Origin of the sequence: Nostoc sp. KVJ3 (genome assembly GCF_026127265.1) — a bacterium.
Taxonomy (GTDB): domain Bacteria; phylum Cyanobacteriota; class Cyanobacteriia; order Cyanobacteriales; family Nostocaceae; genus Nostoc.
Genome location: NZ_WWFG01000002.1, coordinates 3,004,776 through 3,030,994 on the forward strand (window position 1 = coordinate 3,004,776; position 26,219 = coordinate 3,030,994).

A 26,219-nucleotide genomic window follows, 5' to 3' on the forward strand; every position below is an offset into this window, starting at 1 on the left:
TCTCCTGCTATTCCAGGCTTCCTTGCATATCTATCCAAAACTGTTCGGCAAAAGAAATCGCGGGGTGAATTGGCGCTTTTGGTTTGGTACGTAATTGCATACCAGATTCAAACAGGGTGCGATCGCCTTTACGGGAGTTACATCTCTCACAAGCTGCGACTACGTTATCCCAAGTGTGAGAACCGCCTTTAGAACGCGGTATGACATGATCTAGCGTTAGATGTTTGCCAGTACCGCAATATTGGCAACTGTGATGATCTCGCCGCAACACTTCTCGCCGATTCACTGGCGGAACTTTCCACATCCGCTCATTAGAAGCGATCGTTAAGCGAATATGTTTTGGCACATCAATTATCAAGTTGGGTGAGTGAACTCGCCATCCGCCCTCTGTGGTCAAACCTAACGGTTGAGCTTTGTTGGTTACTAACAGTACAATCGCCCGTTTAATATTGATCTGACACAGTGGCAAGTAATTTTGAGAAAACACCACCACAGATTGCTCTAACACTTGCATTGCGTTCGCGCCGCGCATTGGAGATATCGTCACAGCTTCACTCCTTATAAAAAAACCCCCGCTTCCTGTTTGGATGAAGCGGGGGTTAGAATTGACCGGAAAATTTTCTGGTCTCATATCGGTACAGCATTCCTTTGCCTGTACCCCCCGCTTTCTTCATCTAGTTGTGGTTTTGCAATCAACCCACTTATGCTGAGATGTCTGAAATCATAATTACCCTCTGTGATTTGCCCATAATTTTGGCTACCATCGCCCATAAATAAATACTCCACTCCCATAGCGGCTGATTCCCAACTGCCTCGGCAATTGGTGGCGCACAAAATTAAAGTAGAGATGGGGTAAATAGATTTCACAGAAAATTTCACCTATTGAAGATTCCTTTAAACATACTACACTTGTATTACTATCCTGTCTATACTTTTAAGGAGAAATAGTGATGCATACGATCGCTCGCACCCCAACCACCGATATGGAAGTTACCAGCATCCGTCTAGAGCGCGAACTCAAAGATAAGCTCAAAGAAATTGCTGGGAATCAGGGATATCAAGCCCTGATTCGAGATATTCTTTGGAATTATGTCCAGCAAAAATCCGGTGAATGGAAGCCTCGGTTTTCGCGATCGGACATTCGAGCTAGCATAGCTGCCACAGCCCAGCAAGAAGAACGCTGTGTACTCACAGGTCAACTAATTCAACCCCAAGAACCGATGTTGTTAGGACTAACGAGGAATGGCGATATGGTTCCTCTGAGTGTCGAGAGTTTGGCTGGATAGTCTTAATATTCAAGCAGTGCAACCTAGTTATTCTATTTAGTACGCACAAAAGATCCTCCAACCTCCTTAAAAAGGGGGCTTTATTAAGACACCCCTGTATAAGGGAAGCCAATTGCTCCACTTAGGGATACCCAACCTAAGTGGAGCAATTGGCGTTTGTTAGGGGCTAGTGCGTGTTTTCCAACTACTCGTTTAGCCTCATAATTTTTTAGATCCCCCTAAATCCCCCTTAAAAAAGGGGACTTTAAGAGATTCTTAGCCCCCCTTTTTTAAGGGGGGTTGGGGGGATCTAAGACTTTGAAAACACTCCCTAGTGCGTGCGTCTACGCAGAGGAGGTCTGAGGTTTTCAGTACGTAAGTCTTATTACTGAATAATTGGATTGCATTCAAAATTTAGCTTTATTTTCTCCAATGAGTAAAACTTATTGTTAAGATTTATAGCTTATAAAAGGAAGTTCTGAGGAGATACGAATTTTATATTTTAGATTTTTGGTTGATCGTCCGCCTCGATCTCAGACAGTAGTCTCTTTCAATCTCAAATCCTTCGGCTGAACGTAGCGTTCCGCAGAAAAGTTCAAAATCCAAAATTGGTTTGATGCTCTGGCTTAGTTATATTTGATTGAAAGCAACACAGAGCAAAGGATAGCTAGTCAAAGGACTAAAATAAAAACAAAATTTTACAAAAATCTTAAAATAGATTCAGTGTTTTTACGGTTATAACTGGAAGGGTTCCTGAGATTCCAGAGAAATTACGGTTTATGTATACTTACAGACAGGATATTCTGAGTCAAAGTTAGTTAATTATCTGAATATAAAGAAGATAAAGCAGCTAAAAATAATCAGGCTGGGTCATTTTAGAATATCCTAAGTATCTCACTACTTATGTAGCAATTTGCTTTAGATAGCCGCAGTTTGGCCATCTGCTAGAGAAAAGGGCTATAACAGGTGAGAGAAAGTATTCATATAAGATTTGCCAATTATTAAGGTGTCGCAACACAACTAACGGTGAAGAATATGCCAAAGGGTTGGGTGCAAAAACAATGGGTTTATTATCCGAGGGCGTGCCAAGAATGAAAAAGCCTTTATGGTCGCCGCCACAATACGTAGATGACATAGATCGACTACAAACTTACAAAGTCAAGCTGATGCAGCATCAGGAAGAAACTGCCCGCCAGTTGGTACAAAAGATTAACCAAATCATCGCCAATACTTCAGCCACGGCATTGATGTTGCAAGATATTGCCCAATTGCTAGGAACCGCCTTTCAAGTGGATTGTTGCTGTTTGGTTTCTGTCACGGGTGATACATCCGATGAAGCAACTACTATTAATTGGTGTGCTGATGAGTATCTAGGGTTGCCACATCCAGAAGAGATGTTTTCGATGGAACAATTGCTTATGCACTCGCCAGTGCTGCAATGTGCTGCTGAACCATTGACTATTGAAGACATTTCGATTGTTCAGAAGAGCCTGGTAATTGGCTGTCAGTATTTACCGCTACCCATAAAAGCTGTTTTGGCAATTCCCACGAGGTTGGGTGGCAATAATAATGGGGTGATTAGTCTGATTAAATTCCAACCTTATGATTGGAGTAACTCAGAAAAACAACTACTCAAAGAAGTGGAATCTGCTTGTGCGATCGCTTTTTCGCAAGTAGCACAAGCTAAACTAATTACTCATCAACAACAGTATCTGCAAAAAGGCGATCAATATCAAAGCTTGATCAAGCAATTAACATTATTGAATCGCAGCAACTTGGAGCTTAATCAAATGCTCCAGTTAGTTATTGCCTCTACTGCCGAATCTCTACAGGCAGATCGAGGTTTACTTATACTACTAAAATATACCGATCCATTATTTAGGACTCAAGGTAAAAAACAAGTTCCGAAAGCGAAGGCGAGAGTGGTTGGTGAATGGGCTAAGGCAACACAAATTTGCCGCACTACTAAAACAGATACCTTAGTAGATCAGTCTTTCTTGGTTTCGGAATGTAGTTTATGCCAGCGTCCCTTCATGGATTCTGGAAAAGCAGTCATTTTCGATAACTATACAGAGCAAAATGATACCTCGGCAGCTGCTCCATTATTTGCAATAGAGCAATTGCCTGGGGTCTTATTAGTGCCTTTAGAAAGTCAAGGTAAAATCTTAGGATTTTTAGTGCTACAGCAAGCTACTACTCGCACCTGGCAAACAGCAGAATTAGAACTTGTAGAAATGGTCTGCGCTCAAGTCAGTAACGCCATAATTCAGTCACAGACATTGCGCCAAGTGCAAACTTTGGTAGATGAGCGGACGGCGAAGCTCCAGAGTAGTCTGGAACTCCAGAGAAAAATGCAAGAAAAAACACGGCAGTATGTTGAGCAGCTGCAAAAACTCAATGAACTCAAAGATGAATTTTTGAGCAACATGAGCGATCGCTTGCGTTATCCTTTGACAAATATGCTGATGTCCATTCGGAACTTACGTTTGCCAGGAATCGCACCAGAGCGTCAAGTTAGATACATGGATATCCTAGAGCAGGAATGCACAAAGGAAATCAACTTGATTAATGACTTGTTGACACTCCAGAAACTAGAGTCACCTCACGAAGCTCCACAATTAGAATCTATAGATTTAAATAATAGAATTCAGGATATAATAGTGGCTTTTGAGAAGAAACTCGCAGAGAAGGGATTAAAGATTTCTGTAGATTTACCAGAGGAATCGCTCAAACTGCAAACAGAACTGGAGAGCTTTGACCGCATCCTGCAAGAGTTGTTGACTAATGCCTGTAAATACTCGCAGCATGATACCACCGTCCATTTAGAAGCTGTTCACCGAGTCGATCAACAAATCGATCGAGTTATCATAAAGGTGACGAATACAGGACACGCCATCTCCGAAGAAGAAGCAACCTACATCTTTGACAAGTTCCGTCGCGGAAAAGGACGCTGGACTCCAGGGACTGGCTTGGGACTTGCTCTAGTCAAGTCTTTAGTGCAGCATTTGAATGGAGCGATCGCAGTTGAAAGTCTCCCCATCTCGGATTCTGAACAGAGCGAAATTTGCTTTACCCTGAGTCTGCCCCAATTTTCTGACGAAAGCAAACTATAATTCTGAACGTGACTAAAGAACAGAACGCAATAGAGAACCCTGATTTCCAGTCTCCTAGTGATGACACCAACCTCGAAGGGGATTTAACTGCTGATATAGTCGCTTTGACAGCTAAAGTAGAAGTTCAAATTCAGAAAATAGCAGAGCGACAGCGACAAATCAGCGCCAAAGTCCATATTCCCCAACCAGTGGAACAAATTTGGAAGGTTCTGACAGATTATGAAGCCTTACCTGATTTTCTCCCCAACCTCGCTAAGAGTCGTCTAATCGAGCATCCCAATGGTGGAATTAGACTGGAGCAAGTAGGCTCCCAGCGCTTACTAAATTTCAACTTTTCGGCGCGGGTGGTTCTGGATTTGGAAGAATGCTTCCCCAAAGAAATTAATTTTCGGATGGTAGAGGGAGATTTCAAAGGCTTTTCTGGTAGCTGGTGCTTAGAGCCTTATTCCCTTGGTGAGTATGTAGGAACAAATCTTTGCTACACAATTCAAGTTTGGCCTAAACTCACGATGCCAGTAGGAATCATTGAAAATCGCCTGAGTAAAGACCTACGGTTAAATCTTGTGGCTATTCACCAACGTGTAGAAGAGTTAGCCAACAAAGAATCCTATGTATAACTAAACGCTCATCCAGGATTATTCCAGGATGAGCGTTTTTATGAACTTATAGAAAGACGGGTTTCTATTTTTCAGTACCCCCAGGGGAATTCGAATCCCCGTTACCTCCGTGAAAGGGAGGTGTCCTAGGCCTCTAGACGATGGGGGCATCGGACTCAGACCTTTTATAAGTTAACCAATTTTCTGGTTGTTGTCAACAGGTTTTGCGAAAAAAAGTTTGTGACAGGTAAACTGGGTGGAAGCAAAAGCTTGAAAAGGATACAAAGGATGGAGACACAAAAAGAATTTCGTAGAAGTTCCTGTGGTCAGCCGCAGTATGCATCAGCGTCCAGTGCTGGGAACTTCGAGATCGTCTCAAATAGAAAAAGCGGTACATTCTGCAAGGGACAAAAGGGTATGATGTTGTACCCTGTAGAGTTAATATCTACGATTTTTTACCAAAGATTTTGAAATAAATCGCTCAAAATCTCCAACATGGAAGCATCTTTTGAAATTACTTTACAGATGGCGATCGCTGTTTTTGCAGGCATTAGCGCTCAAGTGCTGGCTGCATACTTTCGCATACCCAGCATTGTCTTGTTATTGCTGTTAGGCATATTGTTCGGCTCTGATGGCATAGGGTTGTTGCATCCCCATATACTAGGCACTGGATTAGAAGTTATTGTTTCCCTAGCGACTGCAATAATCTTGTTTGAAGGCGGACTGAATTTGGATCTGCGAGAATTAGGCAGAGTTTCAGTCAGCTTACAATTACTCGTCACTCAAGGAACGCTAATCACACTCCTTGGTGGGAGTATGGCTGCCCATTGGCTGGGTGAATTTCCTTGGAATATAGCTTTTCTCTATGCTTCCATCATTGTGGTGACAGGCCCAACTGTCGTTGGCCCTTTGCTGAAACAAATCAATGTAGATCGGCAAGTAGCAACACTTTTAGAAGGGGAAGGGGTTTTAATTGACCCTGTAGGAGCGATTCTTGCCTTCGTTGTCCTCGATACCATTTTAAACGGCGATGCTGACCCCATTAATGCGATCGCTGGTTTGCTGATGCGCCTGGGTGTTGGTGCGGCAATTGGTGGTGCTGGCGGTTATCTGATGAGCTTGATTTTCAAACGCGCCAGTTTTCTCTCATTTGAGCTAAAAAACTTAGTGGTGTTGGCGATACTTTGGGGTCTGTTTGCCTTATCGCAAATAATCCGCAGTGAATCGGGAGTCATGACGACAGTTGTTGCCGGAGCAGTCTTTGCTAACTCCTCGGTTCCAGAAGAACGGCTGTTAAGGAGCTTTAAGGGTCAACTGACAATTCTCAGCGTCTCGGTGCTATTTATCTTATTAGCTGCCGATTTATCCATTGCCAGTGTGTTTGCTTTGGGTTGGGGTAGTTTATTCACTGTTTTGGTATTAATGTTTGTCGTTCGCCCGATTAATATCCTGTTGTGTACCTGGAACAGCGATTTAAATTGGCGACAGAAGCTATTTTTAAGCTGGGTTGCTCCGAGAGGAATTGTTGCTGCCTCTGTAGCTTCATTTTTTGCAATTTCCCTTACCCAGAGCGGCATTAACGGCGGTGATTCCATTAAAGCTCTAGTCTTCCTGACAATTATTATGACTGTTGTCTGCCAAGGGCTAACAGCTGGCTGGGTTGCTAAATGGCTGCAAATCACTTCTCAGGATGTAACTGGGGTAGTGATTGTGGGTTGTAATCCATTGAGTCTTTTGATTGCCCGGTTCTTTCAAGAACGGGGAGAAAATGTCGTCATGATTGATACTGACCCCGAATGTCTTGTGCAAGCTGAGGCGCAAAATCTGCGAGTGATTGCTAGTAGTGGGTTGGATGCTGCTGTTTTGGAAGAGGCGGGACTTGCTTCGATGGGGACTTTTTTGGCGATGACAAGTAATGGTGAGGTGAATTTTGTTTTGGCTCAACGAGCAGCCGAGGAGTTTAAGCCACCACGTGTCTTAGCTGTTTTCCCCCGCGATCCGCAAGCAAGTATTTCGGTTAGTAATAAAGTTAATCAAGCTTTTATCCCAGACTTAGCGATTAAGACTTGGAATGAATATTTAAATGATGGGCGAGTCAAGCTAGGGACAACTACGTTAAATGAGTTGGAATTTTCGACTCAATGCGATCGCATTCAAGAAAAGATTCGGACTGGGGTGTTGATACCGCTATTGGTAGAACGAGAAGAACGCTTACAGGTAATGCCAGTTAACCAAGATTGGGAAATTGGCGATCGCATTATTTACCTATTGTATGACCCCAGACCTAGCCTTTTAAAACGCTTATCTGGTGTTACTCAATCCACTCCCCTGTCTCTAGAAAAGTTAGCGGAGGTTGAAGATCTATCCCTCGTCCAATTGTCTGCTAGTGAGGCTCCTGGGGGCTGAGGCAGGGGGCAGGAGCAGGGAGCAGGGGGCAGGGAGCAGGGGGCAGGGGGCAGGAGAAAGAAGAAGATATAAAGTTTATATCTGAATTTTGAGTCCTATATTTTGTACCTCACGGGCTAAACCATAGCTATCATAGCTATCCGCTAACAGCACTCAGCTTTGGGAAGGAATAAATTCGCCTTCTGGTAGTTTTTGCAAATTATCAACTTCTGGTCTTGGCGCTTCTTGATACATTTGCCATTCCTGCCACAGTAAAGCAGATAAATGAACTATGGCAAGAATTAGCGTCGCCACCGAAATCAGATAACTGTGTATTGTGTAAAGGTGTTCGACAGTAACTGTGTTAATCGCTCCACCCCCAGTTAGGATTTCGCGCAGCTGTCCACCTATAAAAGGAATGGCTTCGATGGTTCCCAACTCAATGTTAAAACGCCAGTATCCTTCTTGAGTCCAATCTAGGATCATCGCTGTCCAATCCAGACCGATGGCACTTAAGGTCAACAAAATCCCGCTAATCCAAGCAGTCAGCCAACTCTTGCGGAATTGGCGACCTAAAAACATCACGACAATTTGCATCAGAGCGATCGCAATTACCCCGTTACCAGCAATGTTATGCGCTCTCCAAAACAACCAGCCGTATGGCACTTGTGTATTAATCATCTTTAAGGAGTTATAAGCACCGCCTGCTGTCGGTTCATAGTAAAAAGCAAGCAAAACTCCCGTAGATACATAAATTAAGCACAAAGTCAAGATAGCGACCGATAATATCGTTGCTATTCGTCGCGCAATCCTATCGAACTGGGTGCTTTCCATAGCTTACCCCTCCTGTTCTTAACTAAGTATTTATTCTTTTCTAATTTTAACTACGAAATATTAATAGATGTTGCACTTTTTAAAGAAAAATAAATTTTTTTAATATTTCCGATAAGTTAATTAGCTCAATGCCCTTCATCAGTACTGAGTGTTGTTAGCGGTAGCGGGGCCTTTAGCCAGTGAGGAGTGGAAAGGGATAAACCAATTCCCAATTCCCAGCTATAATTGCGATCGCCAAACTGAACTCTTTTTAGGAAAACCCAAATAGCTTTAGCTTCGTTGGGGTTTAGAAAGAGAATGTCAATAAAATTGTACAATCTACAACAGTTTTTGGGGCTGCTGATGTGGTAGTATTCTCTCATAGGAGTACTCTCGGACAAAGCTTGTGTACCATCTCTTACAGAAGCTTTGTTGACTGGAAAAGATTACAAACACAAGGCAACTTCAGCAGACTTTATGATGTAATCAGACTTGTAGCTTCACTTAAACTTTAATAAATATCCCAGATACTAATTTTAATTGTGTGCGTCATTAAGAATAAGAAATCAAAAGTACTAATTTTTCAAAAATCTCTTTAGTTAAGCTCAAATTTGAAGATATGAACCAGCATCATTAAAGAATTATAAACCTGAAAAAATGGCAATTTATGCCTTTTCATTGCCATGAGAGGAAATTATTATTTCCTTAGAGGGACGCATATATTGCGATATTTTGCAATATAGTCGAAAAGAGAAAATAGCTAGTCAACTGTAACTGAGCCGAGTGAACGATAAAAACTATGTCTTACGTCTCCCTGTTTAAAAATATACCAGACCTTTTAAGCCAGCCAATTGGGATAGCGGCTATAGCCTCTCTTGGAATCCACGGTGCGATCGCGATGATTGTGCCATTGATGCCTATGGATTCTAGCAAACCCAAAGATACAGCATCATCAAAAACTGTCGGACTTTTGGAATTGAGCCAAGCCGATCAAAACCGTTTGCCGCAAACCACTCCCCAAACTGGTTTACAACAACTTCCTCCAATAGCACCACTTTCTACCCCTAACTTTAGCGCCCAAAGTGGATTACCCCCATTAACTGCACCGCCATCTACCAGTCAGCTAGTACTGCCTCCGCTACCCCCATCATCAAATAATTATCAAGTCTCCTCCTTGCCTACAAGACAGTCATTGCGGATGATTCCTAGCGATAATTTGCGATTTGATGCCTCTAAATTTGACAATTCTAAATACAACAACAACGCCAAATTCTCTCCAGTTCCTCGTGTAAATGTTAGTGACACCAAATACGAGCCAAGTAAACCACTGGATGTAAATAGATTGCCAGAATTGCAGCCGGAGAAAATAAATGGTGATATGCTGCAAAATGCCCAATCTCAGCCCCTATCTGACACTAACTCCATTAGAACAGCACAGACAAATATCACTCCACAGATGATGCAATCGGGTAATGATGCGTCTAGATTTTCTCCAAACCCGTTGATAAATTCCCTTAAACAAGCTTCAAGAGGCGGAGATACTTTAATCGGAACTAGGGGAACCACACTCCAGACACCCAATTTATCTGGAAAAGGAACTGAACTGGCAACTGCACAGTTAGACTCCTACGCAAACCTGAGAAAAGAAGTCCAGCAAAAATACCCTAACGCTGAACAAAAACCAGTCATCCGCGAAACATTACCTACAAATAAACCGAATCTTGAAGGCGCTGTTTTGGGTGTATTAGTGGTAGATCCTGATGGAAAAGTCTTAGATATCAAGTTTCAAAACAAGTTACTTTCTCCAGAATTGCAATTAAAAGCAAGGCAATACTTCAACAAGCAATCCCCCAAGGGAGATAAACAGATTAGTTCCTATCCATTTAATCTAAGTTTCCAGAACAGCACCAGCAACACTACTGGGACTAATCAATTATCTGCACCAGGCATTAATAATAATCAGCTTACCCCCTTACCAGCAGATACTTCTAAACCATTTCCTGAACTGCGAATCAGAAAGAATCAGCCTACGCCTTCATCGACAGGTACTCTTCAACCATTAGCTTCACCAGGAGTCAATGGCAATCAGTCTCAGTTCTCACCGACGGCTACTCCCAAACCATTATCTGAACTACCAATCATAAATCAGCAGTCCACACCTTCATCAGAGATTACTACTTCTGAAACTCTATTGCTACCGAGAGTCAATAAAAGTCAGCCTACAACTTCTACTGAATCAAATGAAAAATTAGTAAAACTTTTGCGCGAAGTTAAGGAAGACAGAGAAAAGTCTAATCTAGATCAATAATCACCCGTTGGTGATTTGAGATTTGAAAAAAGTGGTTAGAAACCGCGTCCACAAAAAAACTTACCATTCTTGTATAAAGAGACGTTGCATTGCAACGTCTCTTTATAGATAGGTAAATTATCTTATGCGAACCGGATTGGAACTGCTATAAATTTACCGGGAGCATCCCAATGAAAGCAAATTTATCAAATATATTGTCATTGCGAATGAAGTGAATCAGAATGAAGCATAAGTCCTTCGGACACGCTTCGCGAACGCAAAGTTTAGATACTGCGATTGCAACTCTTAGAGACGCTGCGCGTAGCTTGCTTCGTACGCTCCATTTCATTACGTACCCTACGGGAAGGCTGCGCCTACGCAATGACAGCTTATGTTTTTACACATTTAGGATGCTCCCAATTTACCAGCCTTGTTCTGCATTTTGAAAAACGTAAGCAGCTACATCCAGAATCTCTTCAGCACTTAACTTATCTTTGAAGGCAGGCATGGCATTTTTGCCATTTTGCACTTGATGGATAATCGCCTCGATAGAGTCACTGTTATAATTTTCTAGGTACTTTGACAATGCTTCCTTTTTCAAGGTTTTCTGGGTAACAAGGATGTTACCGCCACCTATATGGCAAGAAGCGCAGTTAGCCTCAAAAATTTTAGCCCCGTTGGATGTTTCGGCAGCTAATGCTGGACTAATGAATGTCAGTTTGAATAGAGCGATCGCTATCATTAAGATAAATAAAACTATTCTCAAAAGAATTTCCTCGCAACAAGCCTCCAGCAAGAGTATAAACGCGATTAATGCCTGATTAAGTCAAATATGATCAAAATTGGTGGTAACGAGTTCATCCCTCAATCGCTACAGGTTGTTTAGCATTTTAGGGGAAGATAGGACTCGTTACCGCCATTTATGCATTTGGTGCGTCACTCTAGGAGTGTGGCGTATTGCTATGAGGTAATTTCACTGAGAAAGCATCTTGCGTCAAAGGTAGGCATTTCTAGCCTTGGACAGTGATTGTACCAACCATACCAGCACCACGGTGAGGTTCGCAGTAGAAGGTGTAGTCACCAGCAGGTGCGTCTGCGGGGAAAGTGGTTGTTTCCTTTTTACCAGCACTCATCAGCAACTGCTTATGAGACAGAGATTTTGCTAAAGCAGCGTCCTTGCCTGGATTTTTGGCAGCATCAAACACAACATTATGGGGAGGAACCTTATTGTTCACCCATTCAATTGTGTCACCTGGTTTAATTGTCAACTTCTTCGGTTCAAATGCTAGCAGTCCTTTATCGCTACCCAATTTTACCTTATAGGTTTCAGCAGAAGCGCTGGGAGTAAAAACTGCAAAGCTGCTAACAACTAAAAGGATTGTCAACACCGCTAAACCAAGCCGTCGCAAGTTTGCCGAAATTAATTTCATGGCTCTCTCCTAACAAACAATTTTTTTTCCTTTCTCATTTTAAATAAAATCAACGCCAAATATGACAATCTGTCATAGATACAATTTTTTTTAAGAATGGGGGAGCAATTTATTGTAAAAAGCTGGGGAATGGGGAAGCAGGAGAGCAGAGAGCAGGGAGCAGGGAGCAGGGAGCAGGGAGCAGGGAGCAGGAGAGCAGGGAGCAAGGGAGATGAATTTTCCCCTCTGCCCCCCGCACTCCGCCCCTCTGCCTCTTTTCAATGACCTATTCCCAATTCCCAATGACTTACTTACAGGATTTAGTAATAAATTTTCCCGCCTCCCCACTTAGTGCCAACGATTTTGGGTTGGATGAGAATATGACCAGCGATCGCTTCCAAGTCCTCATCTGTCAGATTTCGCATTGCTGTGAAAATATCTGCACTCTTGATACTGGGGTGGATTTCGGAAATCTCTTCTTCTCCGTCGTAAGTAGTGGGATTTTTCAGGTAATCTACCAAGCCTTCAATGTTATTACGGTTGGGTGTTGCCAGTGCCAGATCGTCTGGAGTCAGTCCCACGTTCTGGTTTGTCTTGGTAACTCCCCCGGCATGACATTGGGCGCAAGCGTAATTAAATAAGCGTTTGCCTTCTTTGACTTGTTTAAGGCTAAGTACTGTGGTTTCACCTTGAGTATTTAATGGCACTGTTCGGGTAGCTTTGTCCAATTCCACTGCTGTCGCGCTACCGACAAGCAACTGAAACGAGAGTAAAACAGTGGCCACAACAACGCCAATTAGTCTTCTAAACATGTTTCCCCTTAAAAATTTTGACGCTCAACACAGCTAAGAAAGCGATTCTCAATCTCCAAGCTGCTAATTGCTAATGACTCATTGTTTTTTGTCATTAGCTATAAATGATTAGCTAAAGCCCAAGATCACCCTTTAGGTGTCCTCGTCATCACCCACCAAGTCGCTAGTACCTTTTGGGTGTGTTTCAAACGATATTTGGGAAATAATTGCCTTTGCATCTTCTAACGCCAAACGGGTCTTTTGGTGTTTGTAGGCGATTCCCAGTTGGTTGCACAGAGAAAACACTTTTTCTACAGGTATGCTGTAGTCGGCTGCTATCTCTGCGATCGATAGGTCTGCAAAACCCATAATGCTTGTTAACTGATAGATAGAGATTGAGTCGCTGTAATACCAATATCACGTTAGGAGTGCAATTTGTTGCCCAAAATACTGTTTGGGAGAGGGAGTAGGGAGTAGGGAGTGAGGAGTAGGGAAGAAGCGAAAAGTTTCCTAATGCCCTATAGCTATTAACCTTTTCCTCCGGTGAAGGTAACGCTTTGAATGAAGTAACGATTAAAAAAGGCGTAAATACCTAATGCTGGCAGGGTAAAGACCATAGAGGCTGCCATGATGTAGTTCCAATAGCTGATGTATTGACCCTTGAAGGTATTCAGCCCTAAAGGAAGGGTAAACATTTCTGGGTCAAATAGGATAACTATAGGCAGTAAAAAATTATTCCAACTTCCCATAAACACAAAAACTGCCTGTGCTGCTAGTGCTGGTTTTGCTAGAGGTAAGACAATATATCGGAAGATTCCAAAGGTATTTAAGCCATCTAGTTGAGCAGCTTCTTCTAGTTCTTTAGGAAAATTAACGAAAAATTGCCGCATCATGAAGATGAAAGTGGCATTAACCATGCTAGGCACAATCATGCCTTGGTAAGAATTCAACCAGCCGATCGCTTTTAAAATCAAAAATGTGGGAATTAGGGTGATTTGCGCTGGTACTGCTAGTACTGCCAAGATTAGAAAGAACCAAAAGCGCTTACCGACAAAGCGCAGTCTTGCTAAGGCATAACCAGCCATTGAATTTAACAATAAGTTTAAAAGGGTGACGCTGAAGGCGATCGCTACACTGTTGAACAGCCAGCGCCAAAATAATGGTTCTTGGAGAAAGATTTGCCTGTAGTTGTCAAGGGTGAAATTCTTGGGGAGAAAGTTGGGTTCACCACTGACAATCTCTGTTAGCGGCTTAAATGATGCTGAAAGTGCCCAGAGAAAGGGAATTAGGGTAACGATCGCATAAAGTGTCAGGAAGACGTATAACAAGACTTTGAAGCCAGAGATTTTAGTCAAATCCGTTCGCCTCCGAAAAGTCGCCGTTGAATCAAAGTGATGGTGATGATGACGGCTGCTAACAAAAATGCGATCGCAGCTGCATATCCCATTTGTAAATTCCGAAACACAGCTTGGTAAATTAGCAGCACCACTGTTAAGGTAGCGTTATTTGGCCCGCCAGTACCGCCAGAAAAGATGTAAGACTGGTCAAAAAGCTGAAAAGTCCCAATCACCCCCACTGATACCACAAAGAAGGTTACAGGCTTAAGCAAGGGAAGGGTAATGTGGATAAATTGCTTCCACCCATCTGCGCCATCGAGTTCTGCCGCTTCATAAAGAGTTTGGGGTATATCCTGCAACGCCGCCAGATAAATCACCATGAAAAACGGCGCAGTTGACCAAATGTTCATGATCATAATGCCTTTGAGGGCAACGGCTGGATCGCCTAACCAGTTATAAGTAGGTAGCCCCACAAAAGCAAGAAAATCATTTAGTAGCCCATCAGTGTTATAAATCCACATGAAAATGAGCGTCAGCACTGCTGAAGAAGTGACTGTGGGTAAAAAGTAGAGGATGCGCCACCAGTTTTTACCGCGAATCCCAGAATTCAAAGTTACCGCCAGAATTAAAGCTAAGATTGTTTGAGTTGGCACAACAATGGCTACATATTGTGCTGTGTTTATCAAAGCAATCCCAACTCGTTCATCTCCAGTTAATCGCGTGAAGTTCCGAAAACCGATGAACTGGTATTCAATACCGCCGAGAAGTTGAACTTTTTGCAAGGAAAGAAAAACTGCGTAGAGAATGGGTAAGACGACAAAAGTCCCCAAAACTAAAATCGCGGGCATCATGAACATATACCCAGCCAAGTCTTCTGTGATATTCCACCTGGGGTTATTCCGCCGCCTGTTGATTTCAAACACTACTGAACCTCCGCTTAATCCCGCACTAACCCTGCTGTAGCGATGGGTTGTGCATGATTATTGATCGTACTCCTGTAAAAAATATTTAAATAAGTTTCTATTTTTGGAGAGCGTAGATGCAAAACGACGAGTCAAGTCGCTTTGATCCAATTAAAAATTAAATATTTTAAACAAACATTAATTAGGGATTTCCAGGAAATAAATTATCCAAATGAACGAACCACAGAGGCGAGGCAGTGCGTTGGGCGGGCAATGCCCGACTTGAAGCAACTGCCACGCAGAGAATACAGAGATAAGATTTTACGTGTGTAGTTTATAACCGCCGATTTAACTTAATTTCCATTCCAGCCATTTATTTAGTATAATAGTGGATCGTGTCGAATTAAAGCTATACTATGCCTAAACTCAAGACTCGTAAAGCCGCAGCGAAGCGATTCCGTGCCACCGGCACCGGCAAAATCCTCCGTCGGAAAGCTGGCAAAAGCCACCTTTTAGAACACAAATCTTCCGACAAAAAGCGTAGCATGTCCCAAAGCGCCCTTGTACATGAACGCGATGAACTCAACGTGCGCTTGATGCTCCCATATTTGTAAGTCCTTCAGGAAATAAGTTATGACACGGGTAAAACGCGGTAATGTAGCTCGGAAGCGCCGCAATAAAATTCTCAAACTAGCTAAAGGTTTTCGCGGTTCTCACTCAACTCTGTTTAGAACTGCCAACCAACAAGTAATGAAGGCGCTACGGAGTGCCTACCGCGATCGCAAAAAGAAAAAACGCGATTTTCGTCGCCTCTGGATCACCCGCATCAACGCTGCTTCTAGACAACATGGTTTGAGCTACAGCCAGTTGATCGGTAACTTGAAAAAAGCTGATATCCAACTAAATCGCAAGATGTTGGCACAATTAGCAGTCCTCGATCCAGCTAGCTTTGGCAAAGTCGCCGAACTAGCAGTTCAAGCTAAAGGATAAAGGTGGCCACGGATGCATAACAGATGTAACAGATGGCAAGTAATTACTCGGTTACATCTGGTATTATCCGCCACTATTTTTTGGATATCTTGCTTTTCCATAGTGGGGACAGGATTCACTGCATCTGCCGCCGAAATGCCAGAAATTCAGCAGCGCGGCTATCTCACTGTTGCTGTCAAAGATAACTTGCGTCCTTTGGGATTTAGAGATGCCAGTAGCAATTTGCAAGGCTTAGAAATTGACTTGGCACAGCGATTAGCACTTGACTTGGTTGGGAAAGCAGATGCCGTCAAATTGAAACCTGTAGCGAATCGCGATCGCCTGTCTGTAGTCTTAGACAAGAAAGTTGATTTTGCGATCGCTAGGGTGACAGCAACCGAGTCACGCAGTCGGATAGTTAGTTTCAGTGTTCCCTACTATTTGGATGGCACTGTATTAGTTACAAAAGATACCTCTGTGCAACAGTTGAGCGATTTGGCAAAACAAAAAATTGCCGTCCTGAATAACTCCAGCACCATTGCTAAAGTTCGGTACTATGTGCCAAACGCCGAGTTGGTAGGAGTAAATTCTTATAACGAAGCACGAGAGAAAATAGAAAGTAATGCCGCCGTAGCCTTTGCCGCAGATGCTACCGTTCTAAGCGGTTGGGTGCAACAATATCCTCAATATCGGCTACTGCCAACTAAGCTATCAACTGAACCCTTGGCTGTAGTTATGCCCAAGGGATTGCAGTACGATAAGTTAAGACGAAATGTAAATCTAGCGATCGCTCGTTACTTAGAAGAAGGTTGGCTCCAGAAACGCTCTCAATATTGGGGTTTACCGTAAATAAGTTAGGAGTTAGGAGTTAGGAGTTAGGAGTTAAGATAATTATCCTTATCTCCATCATCCCCAATAAGCTGATAATAGATTACAGAAGCAACTTTTAATATTTGTATTTGCAGCAATGGATAACAGTCTAGCCGTTGTTTATCTCTCAATTTTGGTGGTTATACTCACAATTGCGGCTGTGAGTATTCTTCGCCAGATTTTCAAAACTCGCAAGATTGAAGGCTCCTTTGCGAAATTGCGAAAGAAGTTAGAGAAAGAAAAGGGTACGACTCAAGAATATTATGAGTTAGCCAGTATTTATTCAGAAAAAAAATTGTATTCCCAAGCGATCGCGCTTTTTCAAAAAGCTCTGAAAGCTGCCGAAGAAGAGGGAGAAGAAAATATTGCCCCAATTTACAACGGGCTGGGTTATATTTATTTTACCCAAGAGCAATATGACTTAGCAATTCGTCAGTATAAAGAAGCCCTGAAATCGAAACCAGATTACGTAACAGGGTTGAACAATATTGGACACGCTTATGAGAAGAAAAAATTAACTACTCAGGCGTTACAAAGCTACGAAGAAGCACTAAAGCTCGATCCAAATAACCCTATTGCGAAACGCCGTGCTGAATCTTTACGCCGTTTGGTTTCTGCATAATTGCTAAGAGGATGTTTGAAAAGTCCTCTTATCAGTAGCAAAACGTTTTAGATCCCCCTAAATCCACGCCACGTGCTTCAAGTCGGGGAACCCGCCCAACGCAGTGGCTCCCCTTAAAAAGGGGGACTTTAATTCCGGTTCCCCCCTTTTTAAGGGGGGTTAGGGGGGATCAACAAGTGCCTAAAATCACAGCTAATCACTTTTCAAATATCCTCTAAGGTATCAAATAATTTTAGATTTTAGATTGAGCAACGTGAGATAAATGCGCTTGCTATTTTTGATTTTTCATTGACGATAGCGTAGAGTCTTTATAAATTTATTCCATAGCAAATCAATTTCCGAATCTGAAGTAATCAACCCTAACTAAATCAGGTACAGAAGCAATTATCTGCCTACTTCCATCTGCGTCATAACCAAGAACTAAACCGAATCCTGGATTTTGAACTCGATAGCGACCACGTCTCGAAGAGTATCCTCCTACTAGATATCTAGAGTCAATGGCAGGATCAAACGCATCATAATCAAGCATAAGCTGACGTGCAAAACTCCAAATATTCCCAATCTCTTCGGCTGTTACTTGGCGACGACGCGACCAAAAGTATGCTATCTGTTGGGCTTCGGAGTACTCATCATCTTCGAGATCATCATCATCAAGATCATCTGGGTACGGAAACAATAGATATCGCTGGGACTGAATTCCATATTCATTAGAATCGTCAGTTAACTCACCATCAGCCCCCCTGAAGTATTCAACTAATTCTCCACCCTCAAACAAGTCATAGCCGATTGTGTTTGCACTGTCGCTTACAAGCAGCATGATAACTGCTTGTCCTAACTGTTTTGAAAGTTGAGCTAACTCGCTTGATTCCAAAATTGATGGATAAGACAAGTCGCCAGAAATCATAATCGACCAAGGGTGTCCAACTAGTTGATACGCGAACAAAAAAGCGCCTGACACTTCGATTTCTGATCCCATTACATTACGCTGGGATGCGATCGCTTTTTCAGCAAGGGCATCAGATAGCTGATTTAATGGTACTTTCACAAGTACAATGGCAGCATTTCGATCAGTCGACTCAATACCTCGCCTTTCAGACCAAGGGCGTGTATAATGCTCTGCTGCCTCACGCTTTAATTGCTCGTCCATACAGATGTTCTTCACTGATGTTGATCCAGTTAACCTATTTTGATAAATTATGGGCTAGATCAACTGGATCGAGGAATATATTGGGTTTTGCAATTGGCGACACTATTGACAAATCAATTTAGCTTCTTAATTTATCGGGTTTCAAGCTTCGGCTGAGAAATAGATAACTATAAGTCTTTTGTAAAAATGTAAAAGATGATTAAGCGGCTAAAGCGTTTTTTGTGGCTAGCGATTCCCATCATTGTCATAATTTCTATCTTACTGGGACTAATGCAAATATTGACGGCTCAACAGCCTTCGATTTCCCATCCTCTCACTTCGCTAACAGAGGCAGAAATTAGTACAGCTGTTTCGGTCATCAAAAGAGAAAAAACTTTGAGTGAAATGGCAGCTTTTCCACTTATTGCTTTACAAGAACCTGATAAAAAAGAAGTTCTTAAATTTACACCTGGTAAAGCTTTCCAGCGAACAGCTTTTTTGGTAATCTATGAGCGATCGCTCAATAAAACATACGAAGGTATTGTCGATCTAAAAAGCAAAACCTTAAATTCCTGGAAAGAAATCCCCTCTGTTCAACCTGCGATCGTTAATCCAGAATATGAATTGGCAACTCAGGTAGTTAAAGCCGATCCCCGATGGCAAAAAGCGATGCTAAGGCGGGGAATTACCGATTTCGATCGAGTCAAAATCAGTTCATGGGCCCCAGGAATCCTGACTAAACAGGAAGAAACGGCAGGTAATCGTCTTTGCCGCAGTTTATCTTACTACCAGGGACAACACTGGAATTATTACGGTAGTCCTATTGAAGGAGTAGTGGCAACTGTAAATTTGAACACAGGTAAAATCGTCAGTTTCGTTGATCAGGGAAATGTACCTTTCTCTAAAGAAAACTGGAACTATGATGTAAAGTCTTTGGGAAAATTACTTTCAGCGCCTAAAGTATTAAAACTTCTCCAACCTAATGGTAAAAGTTTCGAGATTAAAGACAATCAAATTAGCTGGCAAGGTTGGAAGTTTCGGTATTTAATGCATCCCCGTAGTGGATTGGCATTGTACCAAGTGACATACAATGACGGGGAAAATGTCAGGCCAGTTTTATACCGCGCTAGCCTATCGGAGATGGTAGTCCCTTATGGCGATCCAGATTCCACCTGGTCATTTAGGAATGCATTTGATGTTGGGGAATATAATCTTGGTTTGCTAGCAAATACGATGGAGTTAGGTAAGGAAATTCCTGAAAACGGTTTTTTGCTGGATGCTGTATTTGCTAACGAGCAGGGAGAACCTTATAAGATACCAGGGGTTGTTGGGATCTATGAACGCGATCGCGGAATGCTGTGGAAACACTATGATTACAATACTCAGCGGAATGATGTTCGTCGCAGTCGAGAATTAGTCATATCGATGACTGCGGCCGTTGACAACTATGATTACAGCCTTAATTGGATCTTTCACCAGGATGGGACTTTGGAAGTCCAAAATGAACTAACAGGTATCGTACTGGCGCAGGGAACGTCTGCTCAAAAGCAATCTGAGGATAATTCTTATGGTCGGCTAATCGCTAAAAATATCTTTGGAGTAAATCACCAACACTTTTTCAACTACCGCCTAGATTTTGATGTCGATGGTCAAGCTAACTCTGTGATGGAAATGAACGTGAAAGCTTTACCGATGGATGATAAAAATCCATTAGGAAATGCGATCGCAATTGCAGAAACCCCACTCACAAAAGAAACGGCTGCTATGCGCGATTTGGATATCAAAAGCAGTCGGGAATGGATGATTGTGAGTGCAGACAAGAAAAATCCGCTAGGGGCTGCACCTGGATATATGCTGATGCCTGAAGGAAATTCTATATTTTTCCCAGTGAAAGACTCGAAAATCCGTCAACGGGCAGAATTTGCAACTCATCACATTTGGGTAACAAAATATAAACCTAGTGAACTTTATGCTGGGGGCGATTATCCAAACCAGACTCAATCAGGGCAAGGTTTACCACAATATATTGCCGACGATGAAGCCTTGATGGGTGAAGATATTGTGCTGTGGTACACAATGGGCGTAACTCATATTCCGCGATCGGAAGATTGGCCTGTAATGCCCGTTCACCGAGTTGGCTTTAAGCTAGTCCCTAGAGGATTCTTTAGCCGTAATCCAGCGATAAATTTACCTGAGTAAAATATTTCTAGGACTAGGGCGTGTTTTCAAACTACTCGTTTAGCCTCATAATTTTTTAGATCCCCCTAAATCCACGCCACGTGCTTCAAGTCGGCAGAGCCGCCCAACGCAGTGGCTCCCCTTAAAAAAGGGGGACTTTAAGAGATTCTTAGCTCCCCTTTTTTAAGGGGGGTTGGGGGGATCTAATACTTTGAAAACACTCCCTAGCCCTTTCAAGGTGACTTGTAAAATCTCTTTTTTCTCTCTGCATCCTCTGCGCCTCTGCGGTTTAAAAGTAATTTATTTAACCGCAGAGGCAATAGAGTTGCCAGTGCGCCCTTGCGGTTCCCCGACTTGTAGCAACTGGCGCGACACAGAGATAAGAGATAATAAAGAGATTTTTCAAGCAAAATTTTTACCCACCTTGAAAGGGCTAGTCCTAATATTTGTTTGCTCAAGTTTTCTCCCTTCAGTTTTTTCTCATGTCTAAAGGGGGTAACTTGAATGCTGATAAACTTATATAGTTCAAATACTGGCACTTGTTAAAGTAGGATATCTAATGAACTTTCCAGAAATTAATATTCCCGGTAATGGCAAGCTGCACGCTCGTTTAATTACTTCCTTGGGTGAAATTGTAGTTCGTTTGGAAGAAGAACGAACTCCCAACACCGTCAAAAATTTTGTCGGTCTAGCAACCGGAACAATCGACTGGAAAGACCCTAAAACTGGTGAATCTGGTAAGGGAACTCCAGCTTACGATGGAGTTCGCTTTCACCGAGTCATCCCTGATTTTATGATTCAGTGTGGCGATCCCCTGAGTCGTTATCTAGATACAGCCAACCGTTGGGGTACTGGTGGCCCGGGATATCAATTTGAGGATGAGTTTCATCCTGAATTGAGACATACTGGTGCAGGTATACTGTCAATGGCTAATGCTGGACGCGGTACAAATGGTTCGCAATGGTTTATTACAGAAGCACCAACACCCCACCTTGACAACAAACACAGTGTTTTTGGTGAAGTTGTCCAAGGTTTAGATATAGTCAACAAGATCGCTAATGTGCCTACGACTAGAGATCGTCCGAATCAAGAAGTGGTGTTACAAAAAGTAGAAATTTTTCGCCAGTAATTAACATCTCTCTAGGCTAATTTCTACTCCCTCGAATGAACAAATCGCGCTAGTTATATTCCCCAATTTTTTCCTTGTTTAAGGAGGGTTAGGGGGATATTAATACTACAACCTGATTCTTTACAAACATCCTCTGAGAGGATGTTTGTATTTTTTGAAAAGTTATACATAAATTTTCTAAATTGATTGGTGATATTTAATACGCTTTCTTTGTCACGCTGCGCCAAACCCTTTTAAATTCTTTCTTTCTTCGTGTCCTTTGCGTCCTTTGCGGTTCGTTTTTCTTTCTTTCTTTCTTTTTGTACCTATTTATACTTAAATATGATTTAGCCCATCTTCATACAGAATTTGGCATAACACACCACCCCAAATTGAAAGCAAATTTGCCGAAAAATTAAGATTTATTTTAAAAAAGCAACAGTAATGTTGTTAAAATCAGAAGCTAGATTCCAATCACTAAGAGGGTTTGAGCGATGCCTACGCCTATGCACCCCAGATAAACCCTTACAACTCTTCACTTCATTAGGGATACAAGTTTTGAGACAATCAGAAACGATTTAATAATAATCAAGCACTTATAGTCCATTCTTATCGGACTCCGTGTTATTTCTGTTGAAAAGGGAGAACACAAACATGAAATTGGCTTACTGGATGTATGCAGGCCCAGCCCACATTGGCACTCTGCGAATCGCTAGTTCTTTTAAAAATGTCCATGCGATCATGCACGCCCCCATTGGCGATGACTACTTTAACGTCATGCGCTCCATGCTATCGCGGGAGAGGGATTTCACTCCAGTGACAACCAGTGTTGTCGATCGCAACGTTTTGGCGCGTGGTTCCCAAGAGAAGGTGGTTGATAACATCGTCCGCAAGGATGCCGAGGAACACCCCGATCTGATTGTGTTAACTCCCACTTGCACCTCCAGCATTTTGCAAGAGGATTTGCACAACTTTGTGGAACGGGCGCAACTGGAAGCCAAAGGAGACGTAATGCTGGCGGATGTGAACCACTACCGCTACAACGAACTCCAAGCCGCCGATCGCACTTTGGATCAAATTGTCCAATATTATATTGAAAAAGCCCGGAAGCGGGGCGAATTGGCAGAGGGTAAAACTGAGAAACCCTCGGTTAACATTATCGGTACTACTACCCTTGGTTTCCACAATAATCACGACTGCACCGAACTGAAAAGGCTGATGGCTGACTTGGGAATTGAGGTAAATACCTTAATTCCTGAAGGCGCTTCGGTGAATGACTTGAAGAAGATGCCGAAAGCTTGGTTTAACCTCGTACCTTACCGCGAACTCGGTTTAACTACCGCTCGTTACCTAGAAGAACAATTTGGCACACCTTATATAGACATTACTCCGATGGGTGTAGTGGAAACTGCCCGTTGTATTCGCAAGATTCAACAGGTAATTAACGCTCAAGGTGCAGAAGTTGACTACGAAAACTTCATTAATGAGCAAACCTTGCACGTATCTCAGGCTGCTTGGTTCTCCCGTTCCATTGACTGTCAAAACTTGACTGGCAAAAAAGCTGTCGTATTTGGTGACAATACCCACGCCGCAGCCATTACCAAGATTTTGGCGCGAGAAATGGGGATTCATGTTGTTTGGGCTGGAACCTATTGTAAATATGATGCAGACTGGTTCCGCGAACAGGTGAGCGAGTATTGCGATGAAGTGCTAATTTCCGAAGATCATGGTGCAATTGGAGATGCGATCGCTCGTGTCGAACCCTCTGCCATTTTCGGAACCCAAATGGAACGCCATGTTGGTAAACGCTTAGATATTCCCTGCGGCGTAATTGCAGCACCCATCCACGTCCAAAACTTCCCCATTGGTTACAAACCATTTATGGGTTACGAAGGCACGAATCAGATTACAGATTTGATCTACAATTCCTTCACTTTGGGAATGGAAGATCACCTATTAGAAATCTTTGGCGGTCATGATACTAAAGAAGTTATTACTAGGGGAATTTCTGCTGATTCTGATTTGAATTGGACAAAAGATGGTCAAGCAGAATTGAATAAGATTCCGGGATTTGTGCGTGGGAAAGTGAAGCGTAATACTGAGAAATTTGCCCGCGATCGCGGTTTCAAAGAAATCAACGCTGAGGTGTTGTACGCCGCGAAGGAAGCTGTAGGGGCTTAGTTTAGCGGTTAATCAATAAAATTGAGGGGTGAGGAGTTATGTATACTCTTTACCCCCATTTTTTTGCTTTAGTGATAAAAATCAAATTATGAGACAATACGGTTCACTTAGGGCTAAAACTCTGGTTCCAAAATCAATTTTTTAACGAACCGTCGAGGCGCAGAGAACGCAGAGAGAAGAAAGAGATGCTTAACTGAACTGTATTGACTTATATTGTGGGGTGGGCAGCGTTCGACTGAGCGCTCACGCCGAAGTCTTGCCTTCCCTGATTATGCGACTTTAATGCCGATTAGCTTACGAGCCTTCGTTCGTTACTTGAACAGTGGATTGACTAGATTGGGCTAAATAGATACCCGCTAAAACTACGGCAAAAGTCGCCCAGTCAAACAAACCTACCTGTTCTGAAAAAATAAACCAAGCAAAAATCGAGGCTAGGACTGGTTCGAGCAGAAGTGTAACAGCGACGACACTTGAAGAAATTCTGCTGAGGCTATAAGCTAAAAGTCCTTGACCCAATACTTGGCAGAAGAGGGCTTGGAAAATGATGAAAAACCAACCCGTCCAGGAATAGGGAAAAAGCCGATCTTCGAGGAATGGTAAGACTGGTAGTAGAAGCATTGTTGTCACTCCACAGCGCCACAGCATGATTGTTGCGGTGCTAAATCGGGTTCTGAGCCGCTCTATTAGCAGCATGCAGGTAGCCATGAAAATCGCAGTTAGCAATGCTAATGTATCACCCAGTATTTGGTCGGTTGCAAATTGCACCTTATTGATTTCAAATGCGATCGCTCCCCCCAAGGCTACAACCAGTCCAATCACAAATCTGTTATCGAAGCGCCGACCGAATAACAGATAACCAGCCAAAGCCACAAATAAGGAGTTCAAATTAGATAGTAAAGCGACATTAGCAACACTAGTTTGACTCAACGACCAAGCCCACAAAAGCAGGTATGTCCCAGCAGCAGTTCCCATTGCTAACAATAGCAACACTTCTTGTCTGGTAAAAGGCTTTTTTTCTATAGGTTCATTATCATACTGTTGGCTGCGGAAAGTCTCAATTAAATTCCATAGTGCAAAGACAACTGTGGCGATCCAACTGCGATGAAATACTACAGCGTTTGCACCAATTTCTTGTTGACACAATTTGGTCAGAGATGGTGCTAAAGATATGGGAATTAGGGCAAACAATAATGATGCAGTTCCTAATAAAGCTGGTGTTTCGGAGAATTGTTGCTTTAGTAATGACAGTTTGCTCGTCATACTTTTAACGAAAGTGTTAACTATAGTTGTGACTGATTCCTGGAACGGGAAATTAACAACACCTTGGCTAGATACGGCTAAGTATAAACCCATTAAAACTACAGCAAAACCTAACCAATTTGAGAAAGTTAATTTTTCCGAAAATATGATCAGAGCGAAAATGCCGCTAAATACTGGCTCTAAAAGATGCACCAATGAGACAACCACGGAGGAAAACTTGGCTAGGCTATAGGTCAAAAGCCCATGACCTAAAACTTGACAGATCAGCGCTAGAGAAATCACCCAAAGCCACCCACTAAGTGTAGAGGGAAAAAGCCGATCTTGAGTGAACAAAAGTATGGGGAAGATAACCAGGGTACTAATCGTACAGATCCACAACTGAATTGTGGCTGGAGAAAATTTGGTTCGTAATTTTTCTACGATCAGCAGGTATCCACTCAAGAAAATCGCCGAAACGATCGCAGCAAAGCCCCCTTGAACTTCGTCTGTGGCGATTTGCAGTTCCTCAAATTCAATCGCGATCGCTCCCCCAAGGGCGATAACCATCCCAATTAGGAATTGACTCTCAAAACTCTTACGAAATAATAGCCACACCCCTAAACTAGTAAATATGGGGGCGAGATTATGTAAAACACTAGAGATCGCAACGCTAGTTTGAGTCAGCGACCAAGCTAAAAAGACTAAAGTGCTAGCCCAAAAGATCCCCGCACTTCCTAACAACCCCAGATCCTGGCTGGTGTAAGATTGCTGTTCTATGGGTTTGTCTAAAGAAAGTCGCTGACGTATCGCCTTGTATCCATGCCAGAGTAAGAAGAACACACTAGCAAGCCACAAGCGATTAAATACGGTGGCATTGGGGCTAAGTTGAGTTTCGCTCAATTTCACGAAAATAGAGCCAAAAGATATAGCACCTACACCTACAAATAACGCAGCCAGGGCTATCTTTCTTTGATTGGATACATTCATTAGGAAATTTAAATTCAACTTCTCACCAATAAAGAATTAAA

24 protein-coding genes and 1 tRNA gene are annotated in these 26,219 nt (G+C 42.6%); 12 read left to right on the forward strand and 13 right to left on the reverse strand.

Annotation, left to right across the window (positions count from 1 at the left end):
- Positions 1 to 7 precede the first annotated feature (7 nt).
- Positions 8 to 514 (reverse strand): HNH endonuclease, encoded by a 507-nt coding sequence (locus GTQ43_RS29055; RefSeq protein WP_265276571.1) that lies wholly within the window; start codon positions 512 to 514, stop codon positions 8 to 10.
- Between the two features lie 113 nt (positions 515 to 627).
- Positions 628 to 879 carry a hypothetical protein gene (locus GTQ43_RS29060; RefSeq protein WP_265276108.1) on the reverse strand — a complete coding sequence of 84 codons (252 nt, stop codon included), beginning with the start codon at positions 877 to 879 and terminating at the stop codon, positions 628 to 630.
- Positions 880 to 950: 71 nt separating this feature from the next.
- Here GTQ43_RS29060 and GTQ43_RS29065 point away from each other — a divergent pair, with 71 nt between their 5' ends.
- The 3 genes from GTQ43_RS29065 (at position 951) to GTQ43_RS29075 (ending at position 4,995) form a co-directional block, all read left to right on the forward strand.
- A complete protein-coding gene (locus GTQ43_RS29065) occupies positions 951 to 1,286 on the forward strand; it encodes a hypothetical protein (RefSeq protein ID WP_094347436.1) in 336 nt (111 codons plus the stop codon).
- Between the two features lie 1,070 nt (positions 1,287 to 2,356).
- Positions 2,357 to 4,378, forward strand: a complete 2,022-nt coding sequence (locus tag GTQ43_RS29070) for a GAF domain-containing protein (RefSeq protein ID WP_265276109.1) — start codon at positions 2,357 to 2,359, stop codon at positions 4,376 to 4,378.
- A gap of 8 nt (positions 4,379 to 4,386) precedes the next feature.
- On the forward strand, positions 4,387 to 4,995 hold the full coding sequence (locus GTQ43_RS29075) for an SRPBCC family protein (RefSeq protein WP_265276110.1): 609 nt from the start codon (positions 4,387 to 4,389) through the stop codon (positions 4,993 to 4,995).
- A gap of 75 nt (positions 4,996 to 5,070) precedes the next feature.
- Here the strand turns inward: GTQ43_RS29075 and GTQ43_RS29080 are convergent.
- Positions 5,071 to 5,143 (reverse strand) — tRNA-Glu (locus GTQ43_RS29080).
- A 326-nt stretch (positions 5,144 to 5,469) separates the two neighbouring features.
- Between GTQ43_RS29080 and GTQ43_RS29085 the strand changes: the two genes are divergently transcribed.
- Positions 5,470 to 7,380 (forward strand): cation:proton antiporter, encoded by a 1,911-nt coding sequence (locus GTQ43_RS29085; protein ID WP_265276111.1) that lies wholly within the window; start codon positions 5,470 to 5,472, stop codon positions 7,378 to 7,380.
- 153 nt (positions 7,381 to 7,533) lie between these two features.
- Here GTQ43_RS29085 and GTQ43_RS29090 read toward each other — a convergent pair whose 3' ends face one another.
- The gene (locus GTQ43_RS29090) at positions 7,534 to 8,193 is read right to left on the reverse strand and encodes a cytochrome b N-terminal domain-containing protein (RefSeq protein ID WP_265276112.1); all 660 of its coding nucleotides are present in this window, start codon (positions 8,191 to 8,193) and stop codon (positions 7,534 to 7,536) included.
- A gap of 125 nt (positions 8,194 to 8,318) precedes the next feature.
- Positions 8,319 to 8,555 (reverse strand): hypothetical protein, encoded by a 237-nt coding sequence (locus tag GTQ43_RS29095; protein ID WP_265276113.1) that lies wholly within the window; start codon positions 8,553 to 8,555, stop codon positions 8,319 to 8,321.
- 416 nt (positions 8,556 to 8,971) lie between these two features.
- Here GTQ43_RS29095 and GTQ43_RS29100 point away from each other — a divergent pair, with 416 nt between their 5' ends.
- Positions 8,972 to 10,480 carry a hypothetical protein gene (locus tag GTQ43_RS29100; RefSeq protein ID WP_265276114.1) on the forward strand — a complete coding sequence of 503 codons (1,509 nt, stop codon included), beginning with the start codon at positions 8,972 to 8,974 and terminating at the stop codon, positions 10,478 to 10,480.
- A gap of 400 nt (positions 10,481 to 10,880) precedes the next feature.
- Here GTQ43_RS29100 and petJ read toward each other — a convergent pair whose 3' ends face one another.
- The 6 genes from petJ to GTQ43_RS29130 all read right to left on the reverse strand — a co-directional run bounded on the left by petJ (position 10,881) and on the right by GTQ43_RS29130 (position 14,919).
- On the reverse strand, positions 10,881 to 11,225 hold the full coding sequence (gene petJ / locus GTQ43_RS29105) for a cytochrome c6 PetJ (protein WP_265276115.1): 345 nt from the start codon (positions 11,223 to 11,225) through the stop codon (positions 10,881 to 10,883).
- A 244-nt stretch (positions 11,226 to 11,469) separates the two neighbouring features.
- Positions 11,470 to 11,889, reverse strand: coding sequence for a plastocyanin (gene petE / locus GTQ43_RS29110; protein ID WP_265276117.1), 420 nt, complete (start codon positions 11,887 to 11,889; stop codon positions 11,470 to 11,472).
- A 299-nt stretch (positions 11,890 to 12,188) separates the two neighbouring features.
- Positions 12,189 to 12,680, reverse strand: a complete 492-nt coding sequence (gene psbV / locus GTQ43_RS29115; protein ID WP_265276118.1) for a photosystem II cytochrome c-550 — start codon at positions 12,678 to 12,680, stop codon at positions 12,189 to 12,191.
- 132 nt (positions 12,681 to 12,812) lie between these two features.
- Positions 12,813 to 13,028, reverse strand: a complete 216-nt coding sequence (locus tag GTQ43_RS29120) for a hypothetical protein (protein ID WP_012409317.1) — start codon at positions 13,026 to 13,028, stop codon at positions 12,813 to 12,815.
- A gap of 158 nt (positions 13,029 to 13,186) precedes the next feature.
- Positions 13,187 to 14,014, reverse strand: coding sequence for a carbohydrate ABC transporter permease (locus GTQ43_RS29125; protein WP_265276119.1), 828 nt, complete (start codon positions 14,012 to 14,014; stop codon positions 13,187 to 13,189).
- Complete coding sequence (locus tag GTQ43_RS29130) at positions 14,011 to 14,919, reverse strand: carbohydrate ABC transporter permease (RefSeq protein WP_265276120.1); 909 nt, start codon at positions 14,917 to 14,919, stop codon at positions 14,011 to 14,013. The genes GTQ43_RS29125 and GTQ43_RS29130 overlap by 4 nt, the downstream gene beginning before the upstream one ends.
- A 395-nt stretch (positions 14,920 to 15,314) precedes the next feature.
- Here GTQ43_RS29130 and rpmI point away from each other — a divergent pair, with 395 nt between their 5' ends.
- From rpmI to GTQ43_RS29150, 4 genes are all read left to right on the forward strand, one after another.
- Positions 15,315 to 15,512: a 50S ribosomal protein L35 gene (rpmI, locus tag GTQ43_RS29135; RefSeq protein ID WP_265276121.1), complete on the forward strand. Its 198-nt coding sequence runs from the start codon at positions 15,315 to 15,317 to the stop codon at positions 15,510 to 15,512.
- Between the two features lie 19 nt (positions 15,513 to 15,531).
- Entirely contained in the window at positions 15,532 to 15,888 is a 357-nt protein-coding gene (gene rplT, locus GTQ43_RS29140) for a 50S ribosomal protein L20 (RefSeq protein ID WP_114084645.1), read from the forward strand.
- A gap of 12 nt (positions 15,889 to 15,900) precedes the next feature.
- The gene (locus tag GTQ43_RS29145; protein ID WP_265276122.1) at positions 15,901 to 16,716 is read left to right on the forward strand and encodes a transporter substrate-binding domain-containing protein; all 816 of its coding nucleotides are present in this window, start codon (positions 15,901 to 15,903) and stop codon (positions 16,714 to 16,716) included.
- 118 nt (positions 16,717 to 16,834) lie between these two features.
- On the forward strand, positions 16,835 to 17,359 hold the full coding sequence (locus GTQ43_RS29150; protein ID WP_265276123.1) for a tetratricopeptide repeat protein: 525 nt from the start codon (positions 16,835 to 16,837) through the stop codon (positions 17,357 to 17,359).
- Between the two features lie 331 nt (positions 17,360 to 17,690).
- Here GTQ43_RS29150 and GTQ43_RS29155 read toward each other — a convergent pair whose 3' ends face one another.
- Positions 17,691 to 18,506 carry a hypothetical protein gene (locus GTQ43_RS29155; RefSeq protein ID WP_265276124.1) on the reverse strand — a complete coding sequence of 272 codons (816 nt, stop codon included), beginning with the start codon at positions 18,504 to 18,506 and terminating at the stop codon, positions 17,691 to 17,693.
- Between the two features lie 195 nt (positions 18,507 to 18,701).
- On the opposite strand from GTQ43_RS29155, the gene GTQ43_RS29160 reads away from it, so the two are divergent.
- From GTQ43_RS29160 to bchB, 3 genes are all read left to right on the forward strand, one after another.
- On the forward strand, positions 18,702 to 20,684 hold the full coding sequence (locus GTQ43_RS29160) for a primary-amine oxidase (protein ID WP_265276125.1): 1,983 nt from the start codon (positions 18,702 to 18,704) through the stop codon (positions 20,682 to 20,684).
- A gap of 538 nt (positions 20,685 to 21,222) precedes the next feature.
- The gene (locus tag GTQ43_RS29165; protein ID WP_265276126.1) at positions 21,223 to 21,792 is read left to right on the forward strand and encodes a peptidylprolyl isomerase; all 570 of its coding nucleotides are present in this window, start codon (positions 21,223 to 21,225) and stop codon (positions 21,790 to 21,792) included.
- A gap of 633 nt (positions 21,793 to 22,425) precedes the next feature.
- On the forward strand, positions 22,426 to 23,952 hold the full coding sequence (gene bchB, locus GTQ43_RS29170; protein ID WP_265276127.1) for a ferredoxin:protochlorophyllide reductase (ATP-dependent) subunit B: 1,527 nt from the start codon (positions 22,426 to 22,428) through the stop codon (positions 23,950 to 23,952).
- A 294-nt stretch (positions 23,953 to 24,246) separates the two neighbouring features.
- Here bchB and GTQ43_RS29175 read toward each other — a convergent pair whose 3' ends face one another.
- On the reverse strand, positions 24,247 to 26,178 hold the full coding sequence (locus tag GTQ43_RS29175; protein ID WP_265276128.1) for a DMT family transporter: 1,932 nt from the start codon (positions 26,176 to 26,178) through the stop codon (positions 24,247 to 24,249).
- Positions 26,179 to 26,219: the final 41 nt, after the last annotated feature.

Excerpts from the sequence above, each read along its gene's own strand:
- GTQ43_RS29055 (WP_265276571.1), bottom strand. The coding sequence starts at position 514 with ATGCAAGTGTTAGAGCAATCTGTGGTGGTGTTTTCTCAAAATTACTTG.
- GTQ43_RS29100 (WP_265276114.1), top strand. The coding sequence starts at position 8,972 with ATGTCTTACGTCTCCCTGTTTAAAAATATACCAGACCTTTTAAGCCAG.
- petE (WP_265276117.1), bottom strand. The coding sequence starts at position 11,889 with ATGAAATTAATTTCGGCAAACTTGCGACGGCTTGGTTTAGCGGTGTTG.
- GTQ43_RS29065 (WP_094347436.1), top strand. The coding sequence starts at position 951 with ATGCATACGATCGCTCGCACCCCAACCACCGATATGGAAGTTACCAGC.
- GTQ43_RS29090 (WP_265276112.1), bottom strand. The coding sequence starts at position 8,193 with ATGGAAAGCACCCAGTTCGATAGGATTGCGCGACGAATAGCAACGATA.
- rpmI (WP_265276121.1), top strand. The coding sequence starts at position 15,315 with ATGCCTAAACTCAAGACTCGTAAAGCCGCAGCGAAGCGATTCCGTGCC.
- GTQ43_RS29160 (WP_265276125.1), top strand. The coding sequence starts at position 18,702 with ATGATTAAGCGGCTAAAGCGTTTTTTGTGGCTAGCGATTCCCATCATT.
- bchB (WP_265276127.1), top strand. The coding sequence starts at position 22,426 with ATGAAATTGGCTTACTGGATGTATGCAGGCCCAGCCCACATTGGCACT.
- GTQ43_RS29085 (WP_265276111.1), top strand. The coding sequence starts at position 5,470 with ATGGAAGCATCTTTTGAAATTACTTTACAGATGGCGATCGCTGTTTTT.
- GTQ43_RS29175 (WP_265276128.1), bottom strand. The coding sequence starts at position 26,178 with ATGAATGTATCCAATCAAAGAAAGATAGCCCTGGCTGCGTTATTTGTA.
- rplT (WP_114084645.1), top strand. The coding sequence starts at position 15,532 with ATGACACGGGTAAAACGCGGTAATGTAGCTCGGAAGCGCCGCAATAAA.
- GTQ43_RS29150 (WP_265276123.1), top strand. The coding sequence starts at position 16,835 with ATGGATAACAGTCTAGCCGTTGTTTATCTCTCAATTTTGGTGGTTATA.
- GTQ43_RS29155 (WP_265276124.1), bottom strand. The coding sequence starts at position 18,506 with ATGGACGAGCAATTAAAGCGTGAGGCAGCAGAGCATTATACACGCCCT.
- GTQ43_RS29165 (WP_265276126.1), top strand. The coding sequence starts at position 21,223 with ATGAACTTTCCAGAAATTAATATTCCCGGTAATGGCAAGCTGCACGCT.
- GTQ43_RS29095 (WP_265276113.1), bottom strand. The coding sequence starts at position 8,555 with ATGAGAGAATACTACCACATCAGCAGCCCCAAAAACTGTTGTAGATTG.
- GTQ43_RS29145 (WP_265276122.1), top strand. The coding sequence starts at position 15,901 with ATGCATAACAGATGTAACAGATGGCAAGTAATTACTCGGTTACATCTG.
- GTQ43_RS29120 (WP_012409317.1), bottom strand. The coding sequence starts at position 13,028 with ATGGGTTTTGCAGACCTATCGATCGCAGAGATAGCAGCCGACTACAGC.
- GTQ43_RS29070 (WP_265276109.1), top strand. The coding sequence starts at position 2,357 with ATGAAAAAGCCTTTATGGTCGCCGCCACAATACGTAGATGACATAGAT.
- psbV (WP_265276118.1), bottom strand. The coding sequence starts at position 12,680 with ATGTTTAGAAGACTAATTGGCGTTGTTGTGGCCACTGTTTTACTCTCG.